The following is a 20,460-nucleotide window of genomic DNA, read 5'->3' on the forward strand; positions in this document are numbered from 1 at the left end:
TGATGATATTTGATCGGCATGCAAATCTAAAATATAAATATGGGAGAAGAAATTTCTGGGCAAGAGGATATTTTGTTGACACAGTAGGGCGAAATGAAAAGGTGATAAAAGAGTACATAAAAAATCAGTTGGAAGAAGATTATATGGTAGATCAGATTTCATTAAAAGAGTATACAGACCCGTTTACGGGTAATAGAGGAGAATAAGGCGAAAAAAGACAGCCACTTTTAGTGGCTGCCTGTAATCGTAATGCGATGCCAAATCTTCAATATTCCCTTTTAGGGAATCAGCACGTAATACCCCTTCTAGGGGTTGTTCAAACCACTAGTTTACTAGTGGTTTTGATTTGCCCAGGCTGACATCGACCATGTGCTGCGGCTGGGCGGCAACACCTATCGCCAGAGAGAGCGCATTGTCGCGGCCTTTGAGGAGCAGAAGTCCACCACCGAGATCGCAGACACCCTGAAAACCCTGTACCATGGCGGCAACGGGATTGGCAGCATCACTGCATGGTATGCCGAGGATGGAATCCATCTTTCCCACGGCAAAACTGCCCGTTACGATAAGTCCGCCCAGGTCATTTCCTGGGAGAGTGCCGCTGAGCGTATCGGCCAGCTTTTGCAGGACGGCCAGTTTGCCACCAATGTGGAGCTGGCTGAGGCTGCGGGCTATGAACGCTCCCTCCTCGCGGAAAAGTTCTGGAATCTGTACCACGATTTCAGCGAGGAAGCCAGAGAAGCTGGGTATCTGCCCATCCTTTCCAACAATCCGGGGCGCGGTTTCCCGGAGGAATCTGCATGGCTCACCGAACAGCTGAAAAGCCCGGAGTTTCGCCAGAACCTTGCGGAAGAATATGCTGCCTTCTGGACGGCCTACCAGCAGGATCGGGATTTGCTGCGCTTCCACTACCATAAACCCAAAGAAATTTGGGAGAACCTGCAAGATCTGTCCTTGCCTCGCACCACCTTTACCTCTCAGTTGACGGAAGTACCTTCGGTCAAGCAGTTTATCTCTGAGGACGAGATCGACGCCGCCATGACCAGAGGCAGCGGATTTGAGGGCGGTAAGGGCCGAGTTTTCACCTTTTTCCAGGAACCCCATACGGATAAGGAAAAGGTGGATTTTCTCAAACATAAGTATGGTATTGGCGGTCACTCCCATGCCCTGTCCGGTGCAATGAAAAGCGATGAAAGCCACGACGGAAAAGGTCTGCACTACAAAAAAGACGGCTGCCCGGATGTGCATTTCACCTGGGAGAAAGTCGCCAAACGGATTACCGACCTGATCCAGAAGGGACGCTATCTCACAGAACAGGAACAGGCGGAGTATGACAAAATCCAGGCAGAAAAGGCCCTGGCGGAAGAAGATGCCCTGCAAGCCCAGCAGCCGGACCCGGCTGTGTGGGAATACAACGGCGTCAAGGAGCGCCACCCGGATGATATAATCCTCTACCAAATGGGGGATTTTTTTGAGCTGTACGGTGAGGACGCCAAAACTGCTGCTGCGGAACTGGACCTCAATCTCACGACCCGCGCTATCCCCGGCGGTGGCCGTGTGGAAATGTGCGGCTTTCCGGCAAACCGGCTGGAGCAGGTTGTGGAACAGCTGCGGGATAAGCATGATGTGACCATTTCCGCTGTCCCGAAGGGCGGCAGGGAGCGGCAGGAGTATTCCATGCCCTCTATCGACCATGAGGCGGAACAGCACATCAATGCCCAGGAAGCGGAGTTTGGCGCAGACGGGACCAGAGTATTTCAGGAGACCGAAGCAGCCGCAGCCCCTACGATTCGAGAACTGCATGAGCAATACAAGCCCATTGTACTTGCCGCTGTTATGGAAGATGTGCCATATCGCAATGCCTGCGGTCACAGTGACCATGAGAACGCCGTGATCGAGGGCAATGCCGCTATTCGCCGTGCTGTCCTGGGATCTGGCAACATGGAGCTGCTCCGCCTCTATTCCGACACACCGGAGTTCCGCCAGCGCCTTCATCGAGAAATCATCGACGAGACCTATCCCAAGCTCCATGAGCTGCTGCACCCTCTCACGGACAATGACATCGACAAGGCTATCCAGGACTGGAACGGCAAAATCGAAAGTAAACACGCCGTTGTCCGTTACATGGAGAAACATGGGCGGGAAAAAGATACCGCTGCATGGCTGGCCCATGAGTTTGACGGCGGCGATGGCAAAACCCCGTTTTCGGTTCGCCCGGAAAGCCCCGAAGGAACGGTGCTGCCCTGGCCCAAGGTACAGCGCCGGATCGCTCAGCTTATCAAGGAGGACCGGTTCTACACCGAAGCGGAACAGGACCGGTTCGACAACATCGACCCCATCGCCATTCGGGAGGCTTTGGCCGAGCGCGGCATTGTGAATGGTGAACTGGTGGATGAGGAAAAACTGGATAATGACCCATTCATCCAGCGTGTTATGGCGGATGTGGAGGCCATATCCAGAGAGAGCGTCCCGGCAGATGAGCCGGAACAGCCTTCTCCCCATAATTTGCGTGTTCTGGTTTCAGATGAGGAATACGCTGCGGCTCGTGGCACACTCCGGGAGCGAACCTCCTACGATCCAGCGGTTCCTCCTTACAATGTGGGTGATATTGTCTATCTGGATGACCGGCCCCATCAGATCACAGAGCTGCGGGATGACACGGTGCAGCTGCTGCCCACCGGCATGAGCTATCCCATCTACCGGGCTGAGAGCCGGGAACGGTTTGAGCAGCTTTTGCGGGAGGATAACCGCAACGACTTCTATACCGAATTCCTGCCTGCAAATCTGGATACGGTGGACCAGGACCTTCGGGATGTGCTGGCCCATGGCCTGATTGGTGAGGCGGACAAGGCGGAGCTTTCCGAGCTTCTTCGCAACGGCAAGAGTAACCAGGAGGTAGCCTTGTGGCTGAGCCGGGCCTATCCCAACATCGTGGAAACGATGGAGCTGGAGACCGGCGAGACCGCCGATTACCGCACGATGCCGGAAGGTATCGAGCTGGAAGTGCTGGATGCAGATGAAAAGCGTCTGGCCATGCTGTTCTTCCAGTGGAGCGAGGTTGCGCCTTTGCTGCGCGGGATGTATGCCCGTCAGTTGGACGGTTTTGAGCAGGAACGCCCCGAACCGGCTGCCGAAACCCCGGCCTTCCAAGCCGAGACTGTGGCTGTCTATCCGGGCGATAAGAACAATCTGCCCTATGATGTGGTTGTTCAGACCCTGCGAACCAATGAGCCGGAGCCGCCCACGCCTGCTGTCGAGCCGGAAAAGACTCTGGATGAGGTACTGGACGAACACCCCGTTTCCATTCAGGTAAACGGCGAGTGGCAGACCTTCCCCAATGTCAAAGCTGCCGAGGAAGCCTCTTATGAGGAATACAAGGCCAATCTGCGTCGCACCGCCGAGAATTTCCGTATCACTGACGATCACCTGGGCGAAGGCGGCCCCAAGGCTAAGTTCCAGGCCAATGTCGAGGCAATCAAGCTGCTGAAATACCTGGAGGAAACCACCGAGCAGGCAACGCCGGAACAGCAGAAAATCCTTTCTCGGTATGTGGGCTGGGGCGGCCTTGCCGATGCCTTTGACCCCGACAAGGAAAGCTGGAGCAAGGAATATGCCCAGCTGAAGGAACTGCTGACCCCGGAGGAATACGCTGCTGCCAGAGGTTCCACCCTCAACGCGCACTACACCAGCCCTACGGTCATCAAAGCGATTTACGAGGCTGTGGGCCGCATGGGATTTGAGACCGGCAACATCCTGGAGCCGTCCTGTGGTGTAGGCAATTTCTTCGGTATGCTGCCGGAGGAAATGCGAAACAGCCGTCTTTACGGCGTGGAGCTGGATTCCATCAGCGGGCGTATTGCCCAGCAGCTCTACCCCAAGGCCGACATCACCGTGGCAGGGTTTGAGACCACCGACAGGCGGGATTTCTACGATCTGGCGGTGGGTAATGTACCGTTTGGCCAGTATCAGGTTCGGGATAAAGCCTATGACAAGCTGAATTTCAGCATTCACAACTACTTTTTCGCCAAGGCTCTGGATCAGGTTCGTCCCGGTGGCGTGGTGGCCTTTGTCACCAGCCGCTACACGATGGACGCCAAGGATTCCACCGTGCGCCGGTATCTTGCTCAGCGCGCCGAACTGCTGGGGGCCATCCGTCTGCCCAATGACGCTTTCAAAAAGAACGCAGGTGCCGAGGTCGTTTCGGACATCATCTTCCTGCAAAAGCGTGACCGTCCGTTGGACATCGTGCCGGAGTGGACGCAGACCGGGCAGACCGAGGACGGCTTTGCCATCAACCGCTATTTCCTGGACCACCCGGAAATGGTGCTGGGCCGACAGGAACCGGAAAGCACCGCCCACGGCATGGACTACACCGTGAACCCCATCGAGGGGCTGGAGCTTGCCGATCAGCTGCATGATGCCGTGAAGTACATTCGCGGCACCTACCAGGAGGCCGAGCTGCCGGAGCTGGGCGAGGGCGAAGCCATCGACACTTCTATCCCTGCTGACCCCAATGTGAAAAATTACTCCTACACCGTTGTGGACGGCGATGTGTATTACCGTGAAAACAGCTGTATGGTACGGCCTGACCTGAATGCCACCGCCGAAGCCCGTGTGAAAGGACTGGTGGGTCTGCGAGAATGTGTCCAGCAGCTCATTGATCTGCAAATGGACGCCGCCACACCGGACAGCGCCATCCAGGACAAACAGGCCGAACTGAACCGGCTCTATGACAGCTTCTCTGCAAAATATGGTCTTATCAATGACCGGGCGAACCGGCTGGCCTTTGCTGATGATTCCAGCTACTATCTGCTCTGCGCGCTGGAAGTCATTGACGAGGACGGCAAGCTGGAGCGCAAGGCGGATATGTTCACCAAGCGCACCATCAAGCCCCACAAGGCGGTGGACACTGTGGATACCGCAAGTGAAGCTCTGGCCGTATCAATTTCCGAAAAAGCCTTTGTCGATATGGCGTATATGGCGGAGTTGACCGGCAAGACCGGCGACGAACTGGCCGCCGAGCTAAAAGGCGTGATCTTCCGTGTACCTGGGCAGTTGGAGAAAGACGGCACTCCCCATTATGTAACAGCCGACGAATACCTGTCCGGCAATGTGCGGCGCAAGCTGCGTCAGGCACAGCGGGCCGCACAGCAGGACCCTTCCTTTGCAGTCAATGTGGAGGCCCTTACCGCTGCCCAGCCCAAAGACCTGGATGCGTCGGAGATTGAGGTGCGCCTGGGCGCTACCTGGATCGACAAAGAGTACATCCAGCAGTTTATGTATGAGACCTTCGACACGCCGTTTTATCTCCAGCGCAATATCGAGGTCAACTATTCTTCTTTCACCGCTGAGTGGCAGATCACCGGCAAAAGCTCTGTAAGCCAGAACAATGTGGCAGCCTATACCACCTACGGAACCAGCCGTGCCAATGCCTACAAGATTCTGGAGGACAGCCTGAACCTGCGGGATGTCCGTATCTACGACACCATAGAGGATGCAGACGGCAAAGAGCGCCGGGTGTTGAATGCCAAAGAGACCACCCTGGCCGCCCAAAAGCAGCAAGCGATCCGGGACGCTTTCAAAGACTGGATTTGGAAAGACCCGGACCGCCGCCAAGCTCTGGTCCGCCAGTACAATGAGGAAATGAACTCCACCCGTCCCCGTGAATACGACGGCGGACACATTACTTTCGGTGGTATGAACCCGGCCATCACCTTGCGGGAACACCAGAAAAACGCTATCGCTCATGTGCTGTACGGCGGCAATACGCTGCTGGCACACGAGGTAGGCGCTGGCAAAACCTTTGAAATGGTGGCTGCCGCCATGGAGAGTAAGCGCCTGGGCTTGTGTCAGAAATCCCTCTTTGTGGTGCCGAACCATCTGACCGAACAATGGGCGTCGGAGTTTCTGCGGCTCTATCCTTCCGCCAACATTCTTGTCACCACCAAAAAGGACTTTGAGACCCACAACCGCAAGAAGTTCTGCGCCCGCATTGCCACCGGCGATTATGACGCCATCATCATGGGACACAGCCAGTTTGAGAAAATCCCCATCAGCCGAGAGCGTCAGGAACGGCTCCTTCAGGAGCAGATCGACGAGATCACCGAGGGCATTGCCGAGGTGAAGTACAGCGGCGGTGAGCGTTTCACGGTCAAGCAGTTGGAACGCACCAAGAAGTCCCTGGAAGCCCGGCTGGAGAAATTGCAGGCCGAGAGCCGCAAGGACGATGTGGTAACATTCGAGCAGTTGGGTGTGGACCGCCTGTTCGTCGATGAGGCGCATAACTATAAAAACCTGTTTTTATACACCAAGATGCGGAATGTGGCAGGTCTCTCCACAAGCGATGCCCAAAAGTCCAGCGATATGTTTGCAAAGTGTCGCTATATGGATGAACTGACCGGAAACCGTGGTGTGATTTTCGCCACTGGCACCCCCGTATCGAACAGCATGACCGAACTTTACACCATGCAGCGGTATCTCCAGTATGACCGCCTGCAAGAGCTGAACATGACCCACTTCGACTGCTGGGCCAGCCGCTTCGGAGAAACCGTCACGGCGCTGGAGCTGGCACCGGAAGGCACCGGCTACCGGGCAAGAACGAGATTCAGCAAGTTTTTCAACCTCCCGGAGCTGATGAACTTGTTCCGTGAAGTTGCCGACATCAAAACCGCCGATCAGCTGAACTTGCCCACCCCGGAGGTGGAATACCACAACATCGTGGCCCAGCCTACTGAACACCAAAAAGAGATGGTGCAGGTTCTCTCCGAGCGCGCCTCCAGGGTACACAGCGGCAGCGTTGACCCCTCAGAGGACAATATGCTCAAGATTACCGGCGATGGCCGCAAGCTGGGTCTGGACCAGCGTATCATCAACCAGCTGCTGCCGGATGAACCCGGCACCAAGGTCAATCAGTGTGTGGGTAATATCATGCAGATCTGGCGGGACGGCGAGGCTGACAAGCTGACCCAGCTGGTATTCTGCGACATTTCCACGCCCCAGGCAGCCCCCTCCAAAAAGGCAGCCAAACAGCTGGATAATCCCACACTTCATGCGCTGGAACAGGCTGTGCCGTTGGATGAGCCTGAGCCTGCCTTTACCATCTATGAGGACATCCGCCAGAAGCTCATCGCCCAGGGAATGCCCGCCGAGCAGATTGCTTTTATCCACGAAGCCAAGACCGAGGTGCAGAAGAAAGAACTGTTTTCCAAGGTTCGCACTGGGCAGGTGCGCGTCCTGCTGGGCAGCACCTCCAAAATGGGCGCTGGCACCAATGTGCAGGACCGGCTTGTGGCGCTCCATGACCTGGATTGTCCGTGGCGTCCGGGAGACCTTGCCCAGCGCAAGGGCCGTATCGAGCGCCAGGGCAACCAGAATCCGCTGGTCCATGTGTACCGCTATGTTACCGAGGGAACTTTCGATGCCTACCTGTGGCAGACGGTGGAGAACAAACAGAAATTCATTTCGCAAATCATGACCAGCAAAAGCCCGGTCCGCTCCTGCGATGATGTGGACGAAACGGCGCTGTCCTTTGCCGAGATCAAGGCCCTGTGCGCCGGAGACCCCCGTATCAAGGAGCGCATGGATTTGGATGTGGAGGTTGCGCGTCTGAAGCTGATGAAAGCTGACCATCAGAGCAAGCAGTACCGCCTGGAGGATCAGTTGCTCAAATACTTCCCCCAGGAAATCGAAACTAACAAGGGGTTTATTAAAGGCTTTGAAGCGGATCTGGAGACCCTGGCCGCCCATCCTCACCCGGAGGATGGCTTTGCTGGAATGGAGATCCGGGGCGATGTGCTGACTGACAAAGAAAACGCCGGTGCAGCCTTGCTAGACGCCTGTAAGGAGGTCAAAGGCTCCGAACCGGTGCAGATCGGCAGCTATCGGGGCTTTACTATGTCCGTGGAGTTTTCCGCTTGGAAACAGGAATATACGCTCCTGTTGAAAGGCCAGATGACCCACCGGGCAAGCCTCGGCACAGACCCGCGCGGAAACCTCACCCGTATCGACAATGCACTGGCTCAAATGCCTCAGCGTTTGGAAGCCGTGAAAAACCAGCTGGACAACCTTTACCAACAGCAGGCCGCAGCCAAAGAGGAAATCGGAAAGCCGTTTCCCTTTGAGGATGATCTGCGAGTCAAGTCCGCCCGTCTGGTGGAACTGGACACGCTGCTGAACATTGACGGCAAGGGCCATGCCCAGCCGGAAACTGTGGTTGCCAAGAGCGCACGGCCTTCGGTGCTGGACAGCTTGAAGCGCCCGGTGCCACCCCGTAGCCCTGAAAAGAAACCGAAACAACATGAGGAGGTGCGATAACATGAATACCAACGATCTGAATACGGCCCTTTATGAGAAGATGGCCGCTGAACAGGACAAATACCGGGACTGGCTGAAAAGCCAGCCCCCGGAGGAAATCCTGCACCATACCTATGAGTACACCGTCCGGGAGGACATTGTGATGGCGATGGAGGACTTGGAGCTGACCGATGCCCAGGCCCAGGCGCTTTTGGATTCGCCTACACCGCTGGCCGATGTGTACCGTCACTTTGAGAAGCTGGAGACCGGCTACATGGATGTGATCCGGGACAGCATTGAAAACCGAGCGGATGATGTGTGTAAGGTTTTGGAAGAACAGCGGTCCATCCCTCTCTATCTCCATTCTGCCGCCTATGCGTCCCAGCATGGGGAGATGGCACAATATAACCGCTCTTATCAGGCAAACTTTGACTGTAAAGAGGCCATTGAACACGCCATCAGCGCCCACTATGCGGATAACCGACTGGATACGGAGTCTGCGGTTAAGGCGGTGCTGGAAAAGTTCGGGTCGGAACGAGTACAGTTCATCCTTGCCAACACCATCCAGCATAAGGACAGCGACGGTCGCGTTTCCCGTGACAACAAAGCCTGGGCAAAGACCATTCCCATGCCGGAGGACAGCGGCACTTCGCGCCACTGTGCTTATCTGGTTGTGGATGAGGTCAATCTTGGTCTGACCGATCTGTTTACACGGCAGGCACGAAAAACGCTTCAGGAACCGGAGAAAGGCTCTGTCTTGCAAAAGCTCAAACAGGAGCCTACCACCCACAAGCCTGCTTTATCGAAGAAACAGGAGCCGGAACGATGAGCGCCAAAAAGCGTAAACGGGATGTGCCGGTCCTGTTTTGGGTTTCCGATGCGGAGATGGAAGCGATCCAGCAGAAAATGGCACAGTTCGGAACAAAAAACCTGAGCGCCTATCTGCGGAAGATGGCTGTGGACGGCTATGTGGTACAGCTGGACTTGCCGGAGCTGAAGGAACTGGTATCCCTGTTGCGCCGAAGCAGCAATAACCTGAACCAGCTCACCCGACGGGTACATGAAACGGGGCGGATTTATGATGCTGACCTGGAGGATATAGCCCAACGGCAGGAGCAGTTATGGGAGGGCGTGAAAGAAATCCTAACCCAGCTTTCCAGGCTTTCGTAACAGGGATATATGCCCCAACTGCGGAGGGAGGAACGGCGTTCTTTTCGCCGCGCCTTCCTCCGTTTTTTCTTTTGCCCATATCCTTGTCTTTTTGAAATGTTGGAAGGATAATATGGGTAGAAAACAGATTGCCGCAAAGGAGTTGAGAATAGATGAAAACCTTTGAGAAGGTGTTGGAGATTTTTCGTGAGTATTTGGACTGTGATCTAGAGGAAGAAGTCCTCCCTTGTCGAGAAGGTTATCTCCGCGTCACATGGAATGGAGATTCCCGCTACTGTGTGGATGGACTTCTCAGCCGGACACCGGACGAACTATTCGAGGTGCTGTTATCTGATTATCGCAGCTATGAGGAACTGCGGCTAACCAAAGGATGCCGAGAAGTGACGGAAGAAGATGAAAGACAGGCAGAAATTCTCTGTCAGAGCTTTCGGGAACGATGGAAGGAGGAAGAAAAATGAGGGCGATCTGGTTCATTCTGAAACTGCCGTTGAAGATTTTAATGGCTCCGGTGATTCTGTCGCTGACCCTGTTCGTCTGGATTTGTGTGGGGATTGTCTATGTCTCCGGTTTGGTGCTGGGGCTTATCAGCATGGTGGTTGCCCTGCTGGGTGTGGCAGTTCTGATTACTTACTCCTTGCAAAACGGCATTATCCTGCTGGTGATAGCATTTCTCATTAGTCCCTATGGTTTGCCAATGGCTGCAATCTGGCTACTGGGCAAGGTACAGGACTTGAAGTTTATCATTCAAGATTTGGTTTATGGATAATATGAAAACCTCCGACGAATTTCGTCGGAGGTTTTATGGTTCTAGGTTATCTTCTTGAAAAAGCGGCGATGCAAAAAAGGTATCTATCCCAATCCCCATTCCTTGGCACATCTCATGAATGATCCGTAGCTTAACCGAATCATACGAGCAGTTGATGACATTTCCAATCGTAGACTTGGGAACACCGCTTTTCATATACAGTTGATATTGTGTCATTTTTCTTTCATCTAGTAATTCTAACAGACGTTTGCTTACCGCCTCGTTTAGCTTCATTCTATACACCGCCCCTGTGACTGTACTATATTTAGTATATGGGCAGTTTTGCTAAAATTGGTCCCTGTACCTGTACTAATAGAGCTATTTGCAGTATGATGGTAATAGGGGTGCCATCGTATGAACGTAACTTTTTGTGGCCATTCGCAAATCACAAAGGCAGACAATATTGCGAATTGGCTTCGCAATGTAACACAAGACCTAATTGAGCAAGGAGCAACAACTTTTTATCTTGGAGGATATGGAGAGTTCGACAGTTTAGCAGCGTCTATTTTACGGGAACAAAAGAAAAAGTATCCGCAAATCGAGCTGGTTCTTGTATTGGCATATTTGAACACTGGCCGGGATGTTTCTGGCTATGACAGTACCGTGTATCCACCGCTGGAAAACGTACCGCGCCGTTTTTCGATTTCTCATAGAAATCGCTGGATGGTAGAGTCCGCCGATGTAGTGGTGGCCTATGTTCTCCATGATTGGGGCGGAGCAGCCACAACGTTACGGTGTGCCAAACAGAAAAAGAAGCAGATTATTTCATATCGTGATGAAATGGGCAGCTGAGGTTGTCTATTTTGCTGCCACTTCATATTTCCAAAACTGTTGAACGTTAAGCTGTCGGTAAAATTATGCCGAATTTTCATCACTTTACTTTTGAACTAATATTGCTTATAATATTAGTGTGAAAGGAAGTGGTACGGTGGGACAATTTGAACAGCTGGATCAGCTGCTGGAAACACAGGATGGGATGCTGCGAACAGCTCAAGTAGTATCTGCTGGTATTTCTAAGCCTGTTTTTTATGATTATGTGCACTCACGGGAATTGGAGCGGGTCGCGCATGGAATTTATCTTTCCAAGGATGCCTGGGTCGATGCCATGTACTTACTTCATCTGCGGGTCGAACAGGCAGTGTTTTCCCATGAGACAGCTTTATTTTTTCACGATCTGACAGACCGCGAGCCGCTGGAATATACGGTCACAGTCAAGACCGGATATAATCCCTCCAAGCTGAAAGCAGAGGGCGTACAGGTATTCACCATTAAGGCGGAACTGCATGGGGTGGGCCTGACAACGGCTCAGACACCATTTGGGCATACAGTTCCTGTCTATGACCTGGAGCGCACCATCTGCGACCTGCTCCGCAGCAGGAACAACATGGAGATGCAGACTTTTCAAGGGGCATTAAAGATGTATGCCAGAAGAAAAGACAAAGACCTGCGGACATTGATGCGGTATGCCGGTATGTTCCGGGTAGAAAAAATTCTGCGGCAGTATTTGGAGGTGCTTTTATGATAAAAACAGCAAGGCAGTTGAAGGATCTGATCCGCAATCTTTCCAGAAAAAAATCTGCGGACGCCCAGCTCTTGATGCGGAACTACATGATGGAGCGTTTTCTGGAGCGTATCTCCCTTTCTGAATATCGTGACAAATTTATTCTGAAAGGCGGTATGCTGGTAGCGGCTATGGTTGGTCTGGATGCCCGTTCCACGATGGATTTGGACGCTACTGTAAAAGGAGCCAATGTCAATGTGGAGGACATAGAGAATTTGATTTCCGCTATTGTGAGTGTCCCGCTTGATGATGGCGTCAAATTCCAGCTGAAAAGTATTTCGGAGATTATGGATGAGGCGGAATATCCGGGGATTCGCGTAAATATGACTACAACCTTTGACGGTGTGGTGACGCCTTTGAAGATTGACATTTCCACAGGGGATGCCATTACCCCCAGGGAGATCCGCTACTCTTTCAAGCTGATGCTGGAAGATCGCTCCATTGATATTTGGGCGTACAATCTGGAAACGGTTCTGGCCGAAAAGCTGGAAACGATCATTACCAGAACTACCACCAACACCCGCATGAGAGATTTCTATGACATTTATATTCTGGAACAGCTGCATGGGAATACATTGGACCCTCAGATTCTCCATGATGCGCTGCGGGCCACTGCTCACAAACGCGGGACAGAACGACATCTTGCAGAAGCTGCCGAAGTTTTTGAGGAAGTGGAGAACAGCTCGGTTATGCAGAAACTTTGGGAATCGTACCGCAAAAAATTTTCCTATGCGGCAGATCTGGAGTGGAACATCATCATGGGGGCGGTGCGCAGTTTATACGCTCTCAGTGAAAAGGAATCGAGCCTATGAAGAAGCACGGCCATTATTGTAAAGTCTGCGGAGAATATAAGGCTAATGAAAAATTTTCCGGCAAAGGTCATGCGGCGCACGTCTGTAAATCCTGTGCTTCTTTGCCGCCGGAGAAGCAAGCGGAGCAAATGACAATAAACCGCTTGCTGAATCTCCCATGGAGATTATCAAAGGAGCAGATTTCCTGGCTGAAGAACCGAATGAAAGATAAGCGCCGGGAAGTTCGTGCGCTGGCAAAAGAACAATACGAGATGAGGTTTCCTCCGAAGCGGTTAGAGGACATCGAGGACAATTTTGATTTTCTCGATGAGGACGATTTAATAGAATAACAAAAGCGGTCTGCACCATGCAGGCCGTTTCTTTTTTGGAAAGGAGGTCTCCCTTATGGCAACCACACGCATCATGCCGCTGCATATCGGCAAGGGTCGGACTGAGAGCCGTGCCATCAGCGATATTATTGACTATGTGGCAAATCCCCAAAAGACCGACAACGGAAAATTGATTACCAGCTATGGATGTGACAGCCGCACTGCTGATGCAGAGTTTCTGTTGGCAAAGCGGCAGTATATTGCCGCCACCGGACGAGTGCGCGGTACAGATGATGTGATCGCCTACCATGTGCGCCAGTCGTTCAGGCCCGGAGAGATCACACCGGAGGAAGCCAACCGGCTGGGCATAGAATTTGCCAGGCGGTTCACCAAAGGCAATCATTCCTTTGTGGTCTGCACCCACATCGACAAATCGCATATTCATAATCACATCATCTGGTCGGCGGTCAATATGGATTGTGACCGGAAGTTCCGTAACTTTTGGGGAAGCACCAGAGCTGTTCGACGTTTAAGTGACACCATTTGTATCGAGAACGGACTATCCATTGTGGAGAACCCCAAGCCCCACGGAAAAAGCTACAACAAGTGGCTGGGCGAACAAGCCAAGCCCTCCCATCGGGAACAGCTACGGGTGATGATTGACCGGGCGCTGGAGCAAAAGCCAGCAGACTTTGACACACTTCTGCAACTGCTTTCCGAGATGGGCTGCGAGGTATCTCGGCGCGGGAAAGCAATCCGCCTTAAAGCTCCCGGCTGGAAGAATGTAGCCCGTATGGATGACAAGCTGGGAGCCGGGTACAGCGAAACAGAAATCCGTGCGGTGCTGGCTGGAGAAAAGCAGCACACGCCCCGCAAGAAATCCACCGTGCAGCCGGAGCCACCCAAGGTCAATTTGCTGGTGGATATTCAGGCAAAATTGCAGGCCGGGAAAGGTGCTGGATATGCACGCTGGGCCAAGGTTTTTAACTTAAAACAGATGGCGCAGACCGTGAATTTTCTTACCGAACATCACCTACTGGACTATACAGAGCTGGAAGAAAAAGCGGTGGCGGCTACCGCCCATCACAATGAGCTGTCAGCGCAGATTAAGGCGACGGAGAAACGCATGGCAGAGATCGCCGTCCTGCGTACCCATATCGTTAATTATGCCAAGACCCGCGAGACCTATGTTGCCTATCGCAAGGCCGGTTATTCCCGAAAATTTCGGGAGGAACATGAGCAAGAAATTCTGCTCCATCAGGCGGCAAAAAATGCCTTTGATGAGATGGGAGTGAAGAAGCTGCCCAAGGTCAAAGACCTGCAATCTGAGTATGCCAAACTGCTGGAGGAAAAGAAGAAAACCTACGCCGAGTACCGGCGTTCCCGTGAGGAAATGCGGGAACTTTTGACGGCAAAGGCCAATGTGGATCGGCTGCTGAAAATGGATGAGGAACAGAAAAAAGAACAAGAAAAAGACCACGGCCAGCGGTAAGCCGGTCATGGTCATAAGCGTCCATCGGACGCGTAGCCGCAGAATGAAATTCTGCGTTCAAAGGGGCTTGGGGGCGCTGCCCTCAACAAGCAAAGCAGAGGGGGAAATCACGTCAGGATTTTTCCCTCTGTGGGCCGAGTGTATTAACACCGGCATTGCTTGCCACTTTTGTTCGCAAACAATATCCGTATCCTTTACACGATGATTTACTTTTATTATCATAGTCGTAATAAGTATATAAACTACTTACATATAAGCACCTAAAATATGAAAGGGCTGATAAAATGATGACCTTTGAAAAGGTTTTAGAAGTATTCAACGATTACCTAAATAAAGATAGTGTTTTGGAGGTGGTGAACACTAAGCGAGGATACACCGTTATGATTTGGGATGAAAAAGATGAGCAATGGTTTGGTGTGGAACATTGCAAAGCCCCCGAGCTTTTACGGGATGCCTTACTTGATGGCTATCGTGATTTTTTAGAGCAACAACTTACTCATAACCGCAGGAGTTTAACCGAAACAGAAATCTTAGATATTCAAAACCGATGTGAACAGCTTTATGATTTGTGTGGAGAATAAAAAAATAACCTAAAAAGTGCGATAGCCTGTGTAGGTGTCGCACTTTTTTCAGTTGGCTTGGCTTACGAAAACAGCGTTAATTATTCCGCAGTTTCTCTTGCCTTTTTCAAGCCTTGAGCCGTAGCTTCCATCACGATAAGCTCCTTTTCTTCCATATCATTCAACAGTACATCAACTTGTTTGCGGCGATTGTTGTCGCCATCTTCATTGCATGGAAAAAAGAACTGGTCTACAGAGATGTCAAGCAAGGTAGTAATGAGATAAAATTTGTTAAGCCTTGGGTGCTGCCCCCTGTTCTCTATATACATAATAGAGCGTGGCGTAAGGTCTACCAGTTGGGCAAGATATTCCTGTGTCCACCCTTTTGCTTCCCGAGCTTTTTTTATCGCTATACCTAACGGCTTAAAATCAAGTTTTCTTTCATCTTGGTACATTTTAATATCATCCTATATCATTGTACATTTCGGGTGATGATATTTGAACGAAGTATGATTTTATGTTTAGTAGTGTATAATTTCGTATTAGTGGAGAGAAACTTGCTATTATTCGTCATTCCGTATATAATAATTATATACTCTTTGCGAAAGGAAGTTGATATTATGAATTACATTTCTGTGAAAGCCGCTTCTGAAAAATGGGGCATATCGGAAAGACGGATACAAAAATTATGTGAGGAAAATCGCATTGACGGAACTGAAAAATTTGGTCGTGCATGGATGATACCAAAAGATGCAGAAAAACCCGTTGATGGACGTATGAAAACAAGGAACAAACAGGAGGAGAATCATGGAATTTAATGAAAAGCTACAACAGCTTAGGACTGGAAAGAACTTAACGCAGGAACAACTTGCGGAGCAATTATATGTATCAAGAACAGCCATTTCAAAATGGGAAAGCGGCAAGGGTTACCCTAACATTGAGTCGCTCAAGTGTATTTCTAAATTCTTTTCTGTGACCATAGATGAACTGCTATCGGGCGAAGAACTGATTACACTTGCCGAAACTGAAAATCGTTCCAACTTGAAAAAAATTTACAGTTTCATTTATGGAATATTAGATATGATGGCGGTTACTTTTATACTTTTGCCGTTGTATGGTAACCTTGTTGACGGATATATTTATTCTGTCAATCTACTTTCATTTACAGACACTACCCCAATATATCTTGCAATCTATTGGATTGTTTTTATTGTTTTGATTGCACTTGGGATAGCGAAACTGATGTGTGTTTGTTTTGAAAAGGAATCATGGAGCAACATAATCACAAAATGCTCTCTCGTGCTGAGTACGCTTTTTATCTGCTTCTTAGCTGCGGCAAGACAACCCTATGTAACCGCCCTTATGTTTCTGCTATTTGTTGCTAAAATATTTGTCTGGATAAAGCAAACCCAAACAAAGTAAAATGCCATAAACCCTTTAAAATAGGCTCTGACACGATAAGTGTCGGAGCTTTTTTCGTGCTGACATCTATTGTGTCGGCATTGTGACGGTAGATTTCTTGGCTTCTATGCAATACTCGTGGATAATAAGATTGTGGTCAGCGAAAACAAGAACAGCAACCCACGGAAAGGAGAATCAAATATGGATTATATCATTGAAACAGAAAATCTTACGAAGCGATACGGAACAGCCACCGTTGTCGATAAGGTAAATCTTCATGTGCCAAAGGGCAAAATTTATGGTTTGCTCGGCAGAAACGGAGCAGGCAAAACCACAGCAATGAAAATGATGTTGCAGCTTGCTTTCCCAACGGAGGGAACGGTACGCTTGTTTGGCACAAACTATAAGGAAAATATCCATACCCTTTATAGCAAAGTAGGCTCTATTATCGAAACACCGGGATTTTACAGTAATTTAACAGGGTATGAGAATTTGCAAATTCTCGCTAAACTGCGAGGGGGAGTATCTAAAAGTGGAGTAGAAAAAGCTCTTGAAGTTGTGGGGCTGCATAAGGAGAAAAGAAAAGTCTTTTCCGATTATTCCCTCGGAATGAAGCAACGGCTTGGTATTGCCGCCGCCATTATGCACGAGCCGGAGCTTTTAATACTTGACGAACCGATTAACGGACTTGACCCCATTGGAATAGTTGAAATACGCTCATTTTTATCTGAACTTAGTCACAATCATGGCATTACCATTTTTATCTCAAGCCATGTTTTAAGCGAGATTGAACAGATAGCAGATATTATCGGCGTTATGCACGAGGGGCATTTAGTAGAGGAAGTGAATATATCCGAGCTTCACAAAAGGAATCGAAAATACATTCAATTTGATTTATCTGACAGTGAGATAGCCGGAAAGATTTTAGAAAACCACTACCACATGACGGATTTTACAGTGCAGGACGGTACGGTGAGAATTTATGACTTTAGCCAAAGTGTTGGAGAAATCAATCGAGAATTTGCACGAAATGGACTGCTCGTGACAAGGATAAATGATAGTGAGGAAAACTTAGAGGACTACTTTTCTAAACTGATTGGAGGTGGCGGTATTGCTTAATCTTATTTCTTGTGAATTATTAAAACTAAAGCGTTCAAAAATGGTGCTAATTAGTGTGGCAGGGGTATTATCTACCCCACTTTTGATGTTAATAGAAGCCTTGCAAACACATTTTGATAAGCCGGAGATTATCTTTACCTTGTCTGACATATACAGCGACAGTGTACTGTATATCATGCTGCTGGTAAACATTATGATATATGTGGCAATTGCAGCTTACTTGTTTAGCAGAGAGTACACAGAAAGCACCCTCAAAACCATATTGCCCATACCCATTTCAAGGACAAAACTATTAATTGGAAAATTTTGCACCCTGCTTCTTTGGATTGTTATGCTAACCCTTGTAACATGGGCAGGTATATTTATCGTTTGTGGGCTATATGACGCTGTCTTTACATTGGAGGGATATAGCTTACTAGTGGCAATAGTATGGCTCCCCAAGTTTTTGTTTGGCAGTATCCTGATGTTTTTAACAGTTTCTCCTTTTGTGTTTGTTGCTATGAAAACAAAAGGATTTGTCGCCCCGATGATTGGCTCTGCCGTGATTGTCATGGGAAGTGCCGCACTTTCAAATCAAGAATGGGGAGCGTTGTATCCGTGGACAGCCACCTATTTCTTGGTGCAGGGTAAACTTCAGAGTACCGGCTATCCTACACTGCTGTCTGTATCTATTATTATTCTTGTATCAGCAGTTGGTTTTCTTATGACCTTTCATCATTTTAAAAAGGAGGATTTGAAATAATGGTACTTGATTTTATAGAAATTTTAAAAGTTATTTTTCTTGGAATTGTTGAGGGTATTACTGAGTGGCTACCTATCAGCAGCACAGGACATATGATTCTTGTGGACGAATTTATCACACTTAATATGAGCGAAGCATTTAAAGAAATGTTTTTTGTTGTTATTCAACTTGGAGCTATACTCGCAGTGGTTGTAATGTTTTGGAACAAGATGTTTCCCTTTCAATTTAAGAACAAAGCACAGTCAATTGTTAAAAAGGATACTTTCTCGTTGTGGTTCAAGGTTGCGGTAGCTTGTGTACCGTCAGCTATTATGGGGATTCTATTTGATGATTATTTGGATGCTTACCTCCAAACCCCCATTGTGATTTCAATCATGTTAATCTTTTATGGTTTGTTATTCATTCTCATAGAAAATTGGAATAAAAAGCGTACTCCTACTACTATGGCACTTTCTGACATCAGCTATAAAACAGCAATCTTGATAGGGGCATTTCAAGTGTTATCACTTATACCCGGCACATCACGGTCGGGAGCAACGATTATAGGTGCTTTACTCATAGGAGTTTCACGAGTGGCAGCAGCAGAGTTTACTTTTTTCCTCGCAGTACCTACTATGCTTGGAGCAAGTGCTTTTAAGCTGTTAAAATTCGGGTTTGAATTTACAAGTGCAGAACTGCTCGCTCTTGTTCTCGGTATGGCTGTGGCATTTGCGGTATCTGTCTTAGTAATTAAATTCCTAATGAACTTTATCAAAAAACATGATTTTAAGGTGTTTGGTTGGTATCGAATTGTGCTTGGTATACTTGTTGTACTTATAAAATCTTAATAATGCGTTTTCTTTGTGCGCGAATAAAAATGCCAGTTGGTCCTTAAGATCAGCTGGCATTTTTGTTTCTGGGGATGGAAAACAACCCAGAGATTCTCGTTGTCGATCTCCTCCTGATTTTAGTTTGCATGGTGAATTTTGCAAATTGAATCTACAGGAGGTTAATAATGGGATTTAATTATGGATATGAGAAAAAGAAGTTTGATAGTAGATGGAAGCGTTTAGAAGTTGAGTATTGTGATGCAGGGATGAGCGAAGAACAGATTGCTGCCATGAAAGAATATGACTGGGCATGGTTTTGCAGTCAAAGGGTTTTTCAAAACTATACGCAACCAATACCTTGTGAACAATATGATGAAGTATGTGGTCAATCACAGCTGTTCCGAAAGTTTGCATCGTTATCTTATCAATGGGATGTTGATAAGATTGATCAAACGCGATATGGATGGTTGGCTTCGGTGGAAAACGAACAACTACTGTTGAGATTGAAGAAGCTGTCGAAGAAAGATTTGGAGCTATTGACATTACTTTTTGTGGATGGTTATCGTCAAATTGATGTAGCACGTCTTTGGCATTGTTCCAGAAGTGCTGTTGCACAAAGATTTAAAAAAATAAAAAAATTTTTGAATAACACTTAACAAATGAAGCGTATCAGTGCCTACCCATTGAGGGAAGAACATTCTCCCAATGTGGAGCTTGACAATTTCATAGACGGCATTTCCGGTACATAACCTATGTACGAGCGAATCAGGCACGCCGCGAAGATGGACAGCCCCAGGAGGTGATGAATAGGACTGTTCCGAGCGATCCACGTCAGCCTGATACCCGAAAGTGGCATTTCAGGGCGCGATGACTGCATAGGGGTTAAAGATACTTCCTCACGGCCTCCTAAAGACTTGGGGGGAACTCTGCGGCGCACGAGTAAAACGACGCTGTGGAGTTATGACAGCCGCGCCAGCGGAGACCGGAATGTCCCCATCGCCAGGGGTGCGTGGCAAATGTGGCGAGTAAATTTTTCAAAGTCAGATACCATGCGCTGGCAGCTTCGGTTGCCAGCGCATTCATGTGATTTTGAAAGCAACAACCACATCTTTGACAGAAAGGGGGACCACCTATGGAAAAATTGATTTCGCGGAAAGAGGCTGCCAAATTACTGGGGATTAGCATTGCCACTTTGGATGCAGCTCGAAACAGTGGGCTAATTTCCTATGTTCAGTATGTGCAAAATGGTTGCGTGTACTTTACAGATGCTGGCCTTCAGGAGTATATCGCAAAATGCACCCATCGTGCAAAGCCAGTGGAAAAAAGCGCTACATACCGCAAGCTGCGAAGTGTCCGAGCTTGAGCTGTTCCGTATCCTTGCTGGAACCTAAT

22 protein-coding genes are annotated in these 20,460 nt (G+C 49.3%); 19 read left to right on the forward strand and 3 right to left on the reverse strand.

From position 1 onward, the window contains the following. On the forward strand, positions 1–206 hold a 206-nt coding region (locus tag BUB35_RS04465; RefSeq protein WP_200777568.1), incomplete at its 5' end, for a transposase. A 118-nt stretch (positions 207–324) separates the two neighbouring features. On the opposite strand, the gene BUB35_RS20340 is transcribed toward BUB35_RS04465, so the two are convergent. Further along, a complete protein-coding gene (locus BUB35_RS20340) occupies positions 325–543 on the reverse strand; it encodes a hypothetical protein (protein ID WP_330391083.1) in 219 nt (72 codons plus the stop codon). Between the two features lie 75 nt (positions 544–618). On the opposite strand from BUB35_RS20340, the gene BUB35_RS04470 reads away from it, so the two are divergent. From BUB35_RS04470 to BUB35_RS04490, 5 genes are all read left to right on the forward strand, one after another. Then, positions 619–8,310, forward strand: coding sequence for a MutS N-terminal domain-containing protein (locus tag BUB35_RS04470; protein ID WP_330391084.1), 7,692 nt, complete (start codon positions 619–621; stop codon positions 8,308–8,310). Position 8,311: 1 nt separating this feature from the next. Then, positions 8,312–9,118: a DUF3848 domain-containing protein gene (locus BUB35_RS04475; RefSeq protein WP_002578490.1), complete on the forward strand. Its 807-nt coding sequence runs from the start codon at positions 8,312–8,314 to the stop codon at positions 9,116–9,118. Next, positions 9,115–9,459 (forward strand): plasmid mobilization protein, encoded by a 345-nt coding sequence (locus BUB35_RS04480; protein ID WP_002578491.1) that lies wholly within the window; start codon positions 9,115–9,117, stop codon positions 9,457–9,459. The genes BUB35_RS04475 and BUB35_RS04480 overlap by 4 nt, the downstream gene beginning before the upstream one ends. Before the next feature lie 152 nt (positions 9,460–9,611). Beyond that, positions 9,612–9,917, forward strand: coding sequence for a hypothetical protein (locus tag BUB35_RS04485; protein WP_002578492.1), 306 nt, complete (start codon positions 9,612–9,614; stop codon positions 9,915–9,917). Further along, the gene (locus tag BUB35_RS04490; protein ID WP_002578493.1) at positions 9,914–10,225 is read left to right on the forward strand and encodes a CD1845 family protein; all 312 of its coding nucleotides are present in this window, start codon (positions 9,914–9,916) and stop codon (positions 10,223–10,225) included. The genes BUB35_RS04485 and BUB35_RS04490 overlap by 4 nt, the downstream gene beginning before the upstream one ends. 33 nt (positions 10,226–10,258) lie before the next feature. Here BUB35_RS04490 and BUB35_RS04495 read toward each other — a convergent pair whose 3' ends face one another. Next, positions 10,259–10,498: a helix-turn-helix domain-containing protein gene (locus BUB35_RS04495; RefSeq protein ID WP_002578494.1), complete on the reverse strand. Its 240-nt coding sequence runs from the start codon at positions 10,496–10,498 to the stop codon at positions 10,259–10,261. A gap of 120 nt (positions 10,499–10,618) precedes the next feature. On the opposite strand from BUB35_RS04495, the gene BUB35_RS04500 reads away from it, so the two are divergent. The 6 genes from BUB35_RS04500 to BUB35_RS04530 all read left to right on the forward strand — a co-directional run bounded on the left by BUB35_RS04500 (position 10,619) and on the right by BUB35_RS04530 (position 15,018). Continuing rightward, a complete protein-coding gene (locus tag BUB35_RS04500) occupies positions 10,619–11,056 on the forward strand; it encodes a hypothetical protein (RefSeq protein WP_002578495.1) in 438 nt (145 codons plus the stop codon). Positions 11,057–11,192: 136 nt separating this feature from the next. After that, complete coding sequence (locus BUB35_RS04505) at positions 11,193–11,786, forward strand: type IV toxin-antitoxin system AbiEi family antitoxin domain-containing protein (RefSeq protein WP_002578496.1); 594 nt, start codon at positions 11,193–11,195, stop codon at positions 11,784–11,786. Continuing rightward, on the forward strand, positions 11,783–12,637 hold the full coding sequence (locus BUB35_RS04510; RefSeq protein ID WP_002578497.1) for a nucleotidyl transferase AbiEii/AbiGii toxin family protein: 855 nt from the start codon (positions 11,783–11,785) through the stop codon (positions 12,635–12,637). Before BUB35_RS04505 ends, BUB35_RS04510 begins: the two co-directional genes overlap by 4 nt. Next, positions 12,634–12,966: a hypothetical protein gene (locus BUB35_RS04515; RefSeq protein WP_002578498.1), complete on the forward strand. Its 333-nt coding sequence runs from the start codon at positions 12,634–12,636 to the stop codon at positions 12,964–12,966. Before BUB35_RS04510 ends, BUB35_RS04515 begins: the two co-directional genes overlap by 4 nt. A gap of 55 nt (positions 12,967–13,021) precedes the next feature. After that, positions 13,022–14,437 (forward strand): relaxase/mobilization nuclease domain-containing protein, encoded by a 1,416-nt coding sequence (locus BUB35_RS04520; RefSeq protein ID WP_002578499.1) that lies wholly within the window; start codon positions 13,022–13,024, stop codon positions 14,435–14,437. Positions 14,438–14,721: 284 nt separating this feature from the next. Continuing rightward, the gene (locus BUB35_RS04530) at positions 14,722–15,018 is read left to right on the forward strand and encodes a hypothetical protein (RefSeq protein ID WP_002576327.1); all 297 of its coding nucleotides are present in this window, start codon (positions 14,722–14,724) and stop codon (positions 15,016–15,018) included. Between the two features lie 80 nt (positions 15,019–15,098). On the opposite strand, the gene BUB35_RS04535 is transcribed toward BUB35_RS04530, so the two are convergent. After that, positions 15,099–15,452, reverse strand: a complete 354-nt coding sequence (locus tag BUB35_RS04535) for a helix-turn-helix domain-containing protein (protein ID WP_002576326.1) — start codon at positions 15,450–15,452, stop codon at positions 15,099–15,101. Between the two features lie 165 nt (positions 15,453–15,617). Between BUB35_RS04535 and BUB35_RS19880 the strand changes: the two genes are divergently transcribed. From BUB35_RS19880 to BUB35_RS04570, 7 genes are all read left to right on the forward strand, one after another. Beyond that, on the forward strand, positions 15,618–15,815 hold the full coding sequence (locus BUB35_RS19880) for a helix-turn-helix domain-containing protein (protein WP_009246557.1): 198 nt from the start codon (positions 15,618–15,620) through the stop codon (positions 15,813–15,815). Continuing rightward, positions 15,805–16,419: a bacitracin resistance transcriptional activator BcrR gene (gene bcrR, locus BUB35_RS04545; RefSeq protein ID WP_072849625.1), complete on the forward strand. Its 615-nt coding sequence runs from the start codon at positions 15,805–15,807 to the stop codon at positions 16,417–16,419. Before BUB35_RS19880 ends, bcrR begins: the two co-directional genes overlap by 11 nt. 180 nt (positions 16,420–16,599) lie before the next feature. Continuing rightward, positions 16,600–17,517, forward strand: coding sequence for a bacitracin ABC transporter ATP-binding protein BcrA (gene bcrA, locus BUB35_RS04550; protein WP_002576324.1), 918 nt, complete (start codon positions 16,600–16,602; stop codon positions 17,515–17,517). Then, on the forward strand, positions 17,510–18,259 hold the full coding sequence (locus BUB35_RS04555) for an ABC transporter permease (RefSeq protein ID WP_002576323.1): 750 nt from the start codon (positions 17,510–17,512) through the stop codon (positions 18,257–18,259). The genes bcrA and BUB35_RS04555 overlap by 8 nt, the downstream gene beginning before the upstream one ends. Beyond that, on the forward strand, positions 18,259–19,086 hold the full coding sequence (bcrD, locus tag BUB35_RS04560) for a bacitracin resistance undecaprenyl-diphosphatase BcrD (protein ID WP_002576322.1): 828 nt from the start codon (positions 18,259–18,261) through the stop codon (positions 19,084–19,086). The genes BUB35_RS04555 and bcrD overlap by 1 nt, the downstream gene beginning before the upstream one ends. A 167-nt stretch (positions 19,087–19,253) precedes the next feature. After that, the gene (locus BUB35_RS04565) at positions 19,254–19,724 is read left to right on the forward strand and encodes an RNA polymerase subunit sigma-73 (RefSeq protein ID WP_033125331.1); all 471 of its coding nucleotides are present in this window, start codon (positions 19,254–19,256) and stop codon (positions 19,722–19,724) included. Positions 19,725–20,200: 476 nt separating this feature from the next. Beyond that, positions 20,201–20,431, forward strand: a complete 231-nt coding sequence (locus BUB35_RS04570) for a hypothetical protein (protein WP_002576320.1) — start codon at positions 20,201–20,203, stop codon at positions 20,429–20,431. Positions 20,432–20,460 lie beyond the last annotated feature (29 nt).

Origin of the sequence: Anaerotignum lactatifermentans DSM 14214, assembly GCF_900142265.1 — a bacterium.
Lineage (GTDB): Bacteria > Bacillota > Clostridia > Lachnospirales > Anaerotignaceae > Anaerotignum > Anaerotignum lactatifermentans.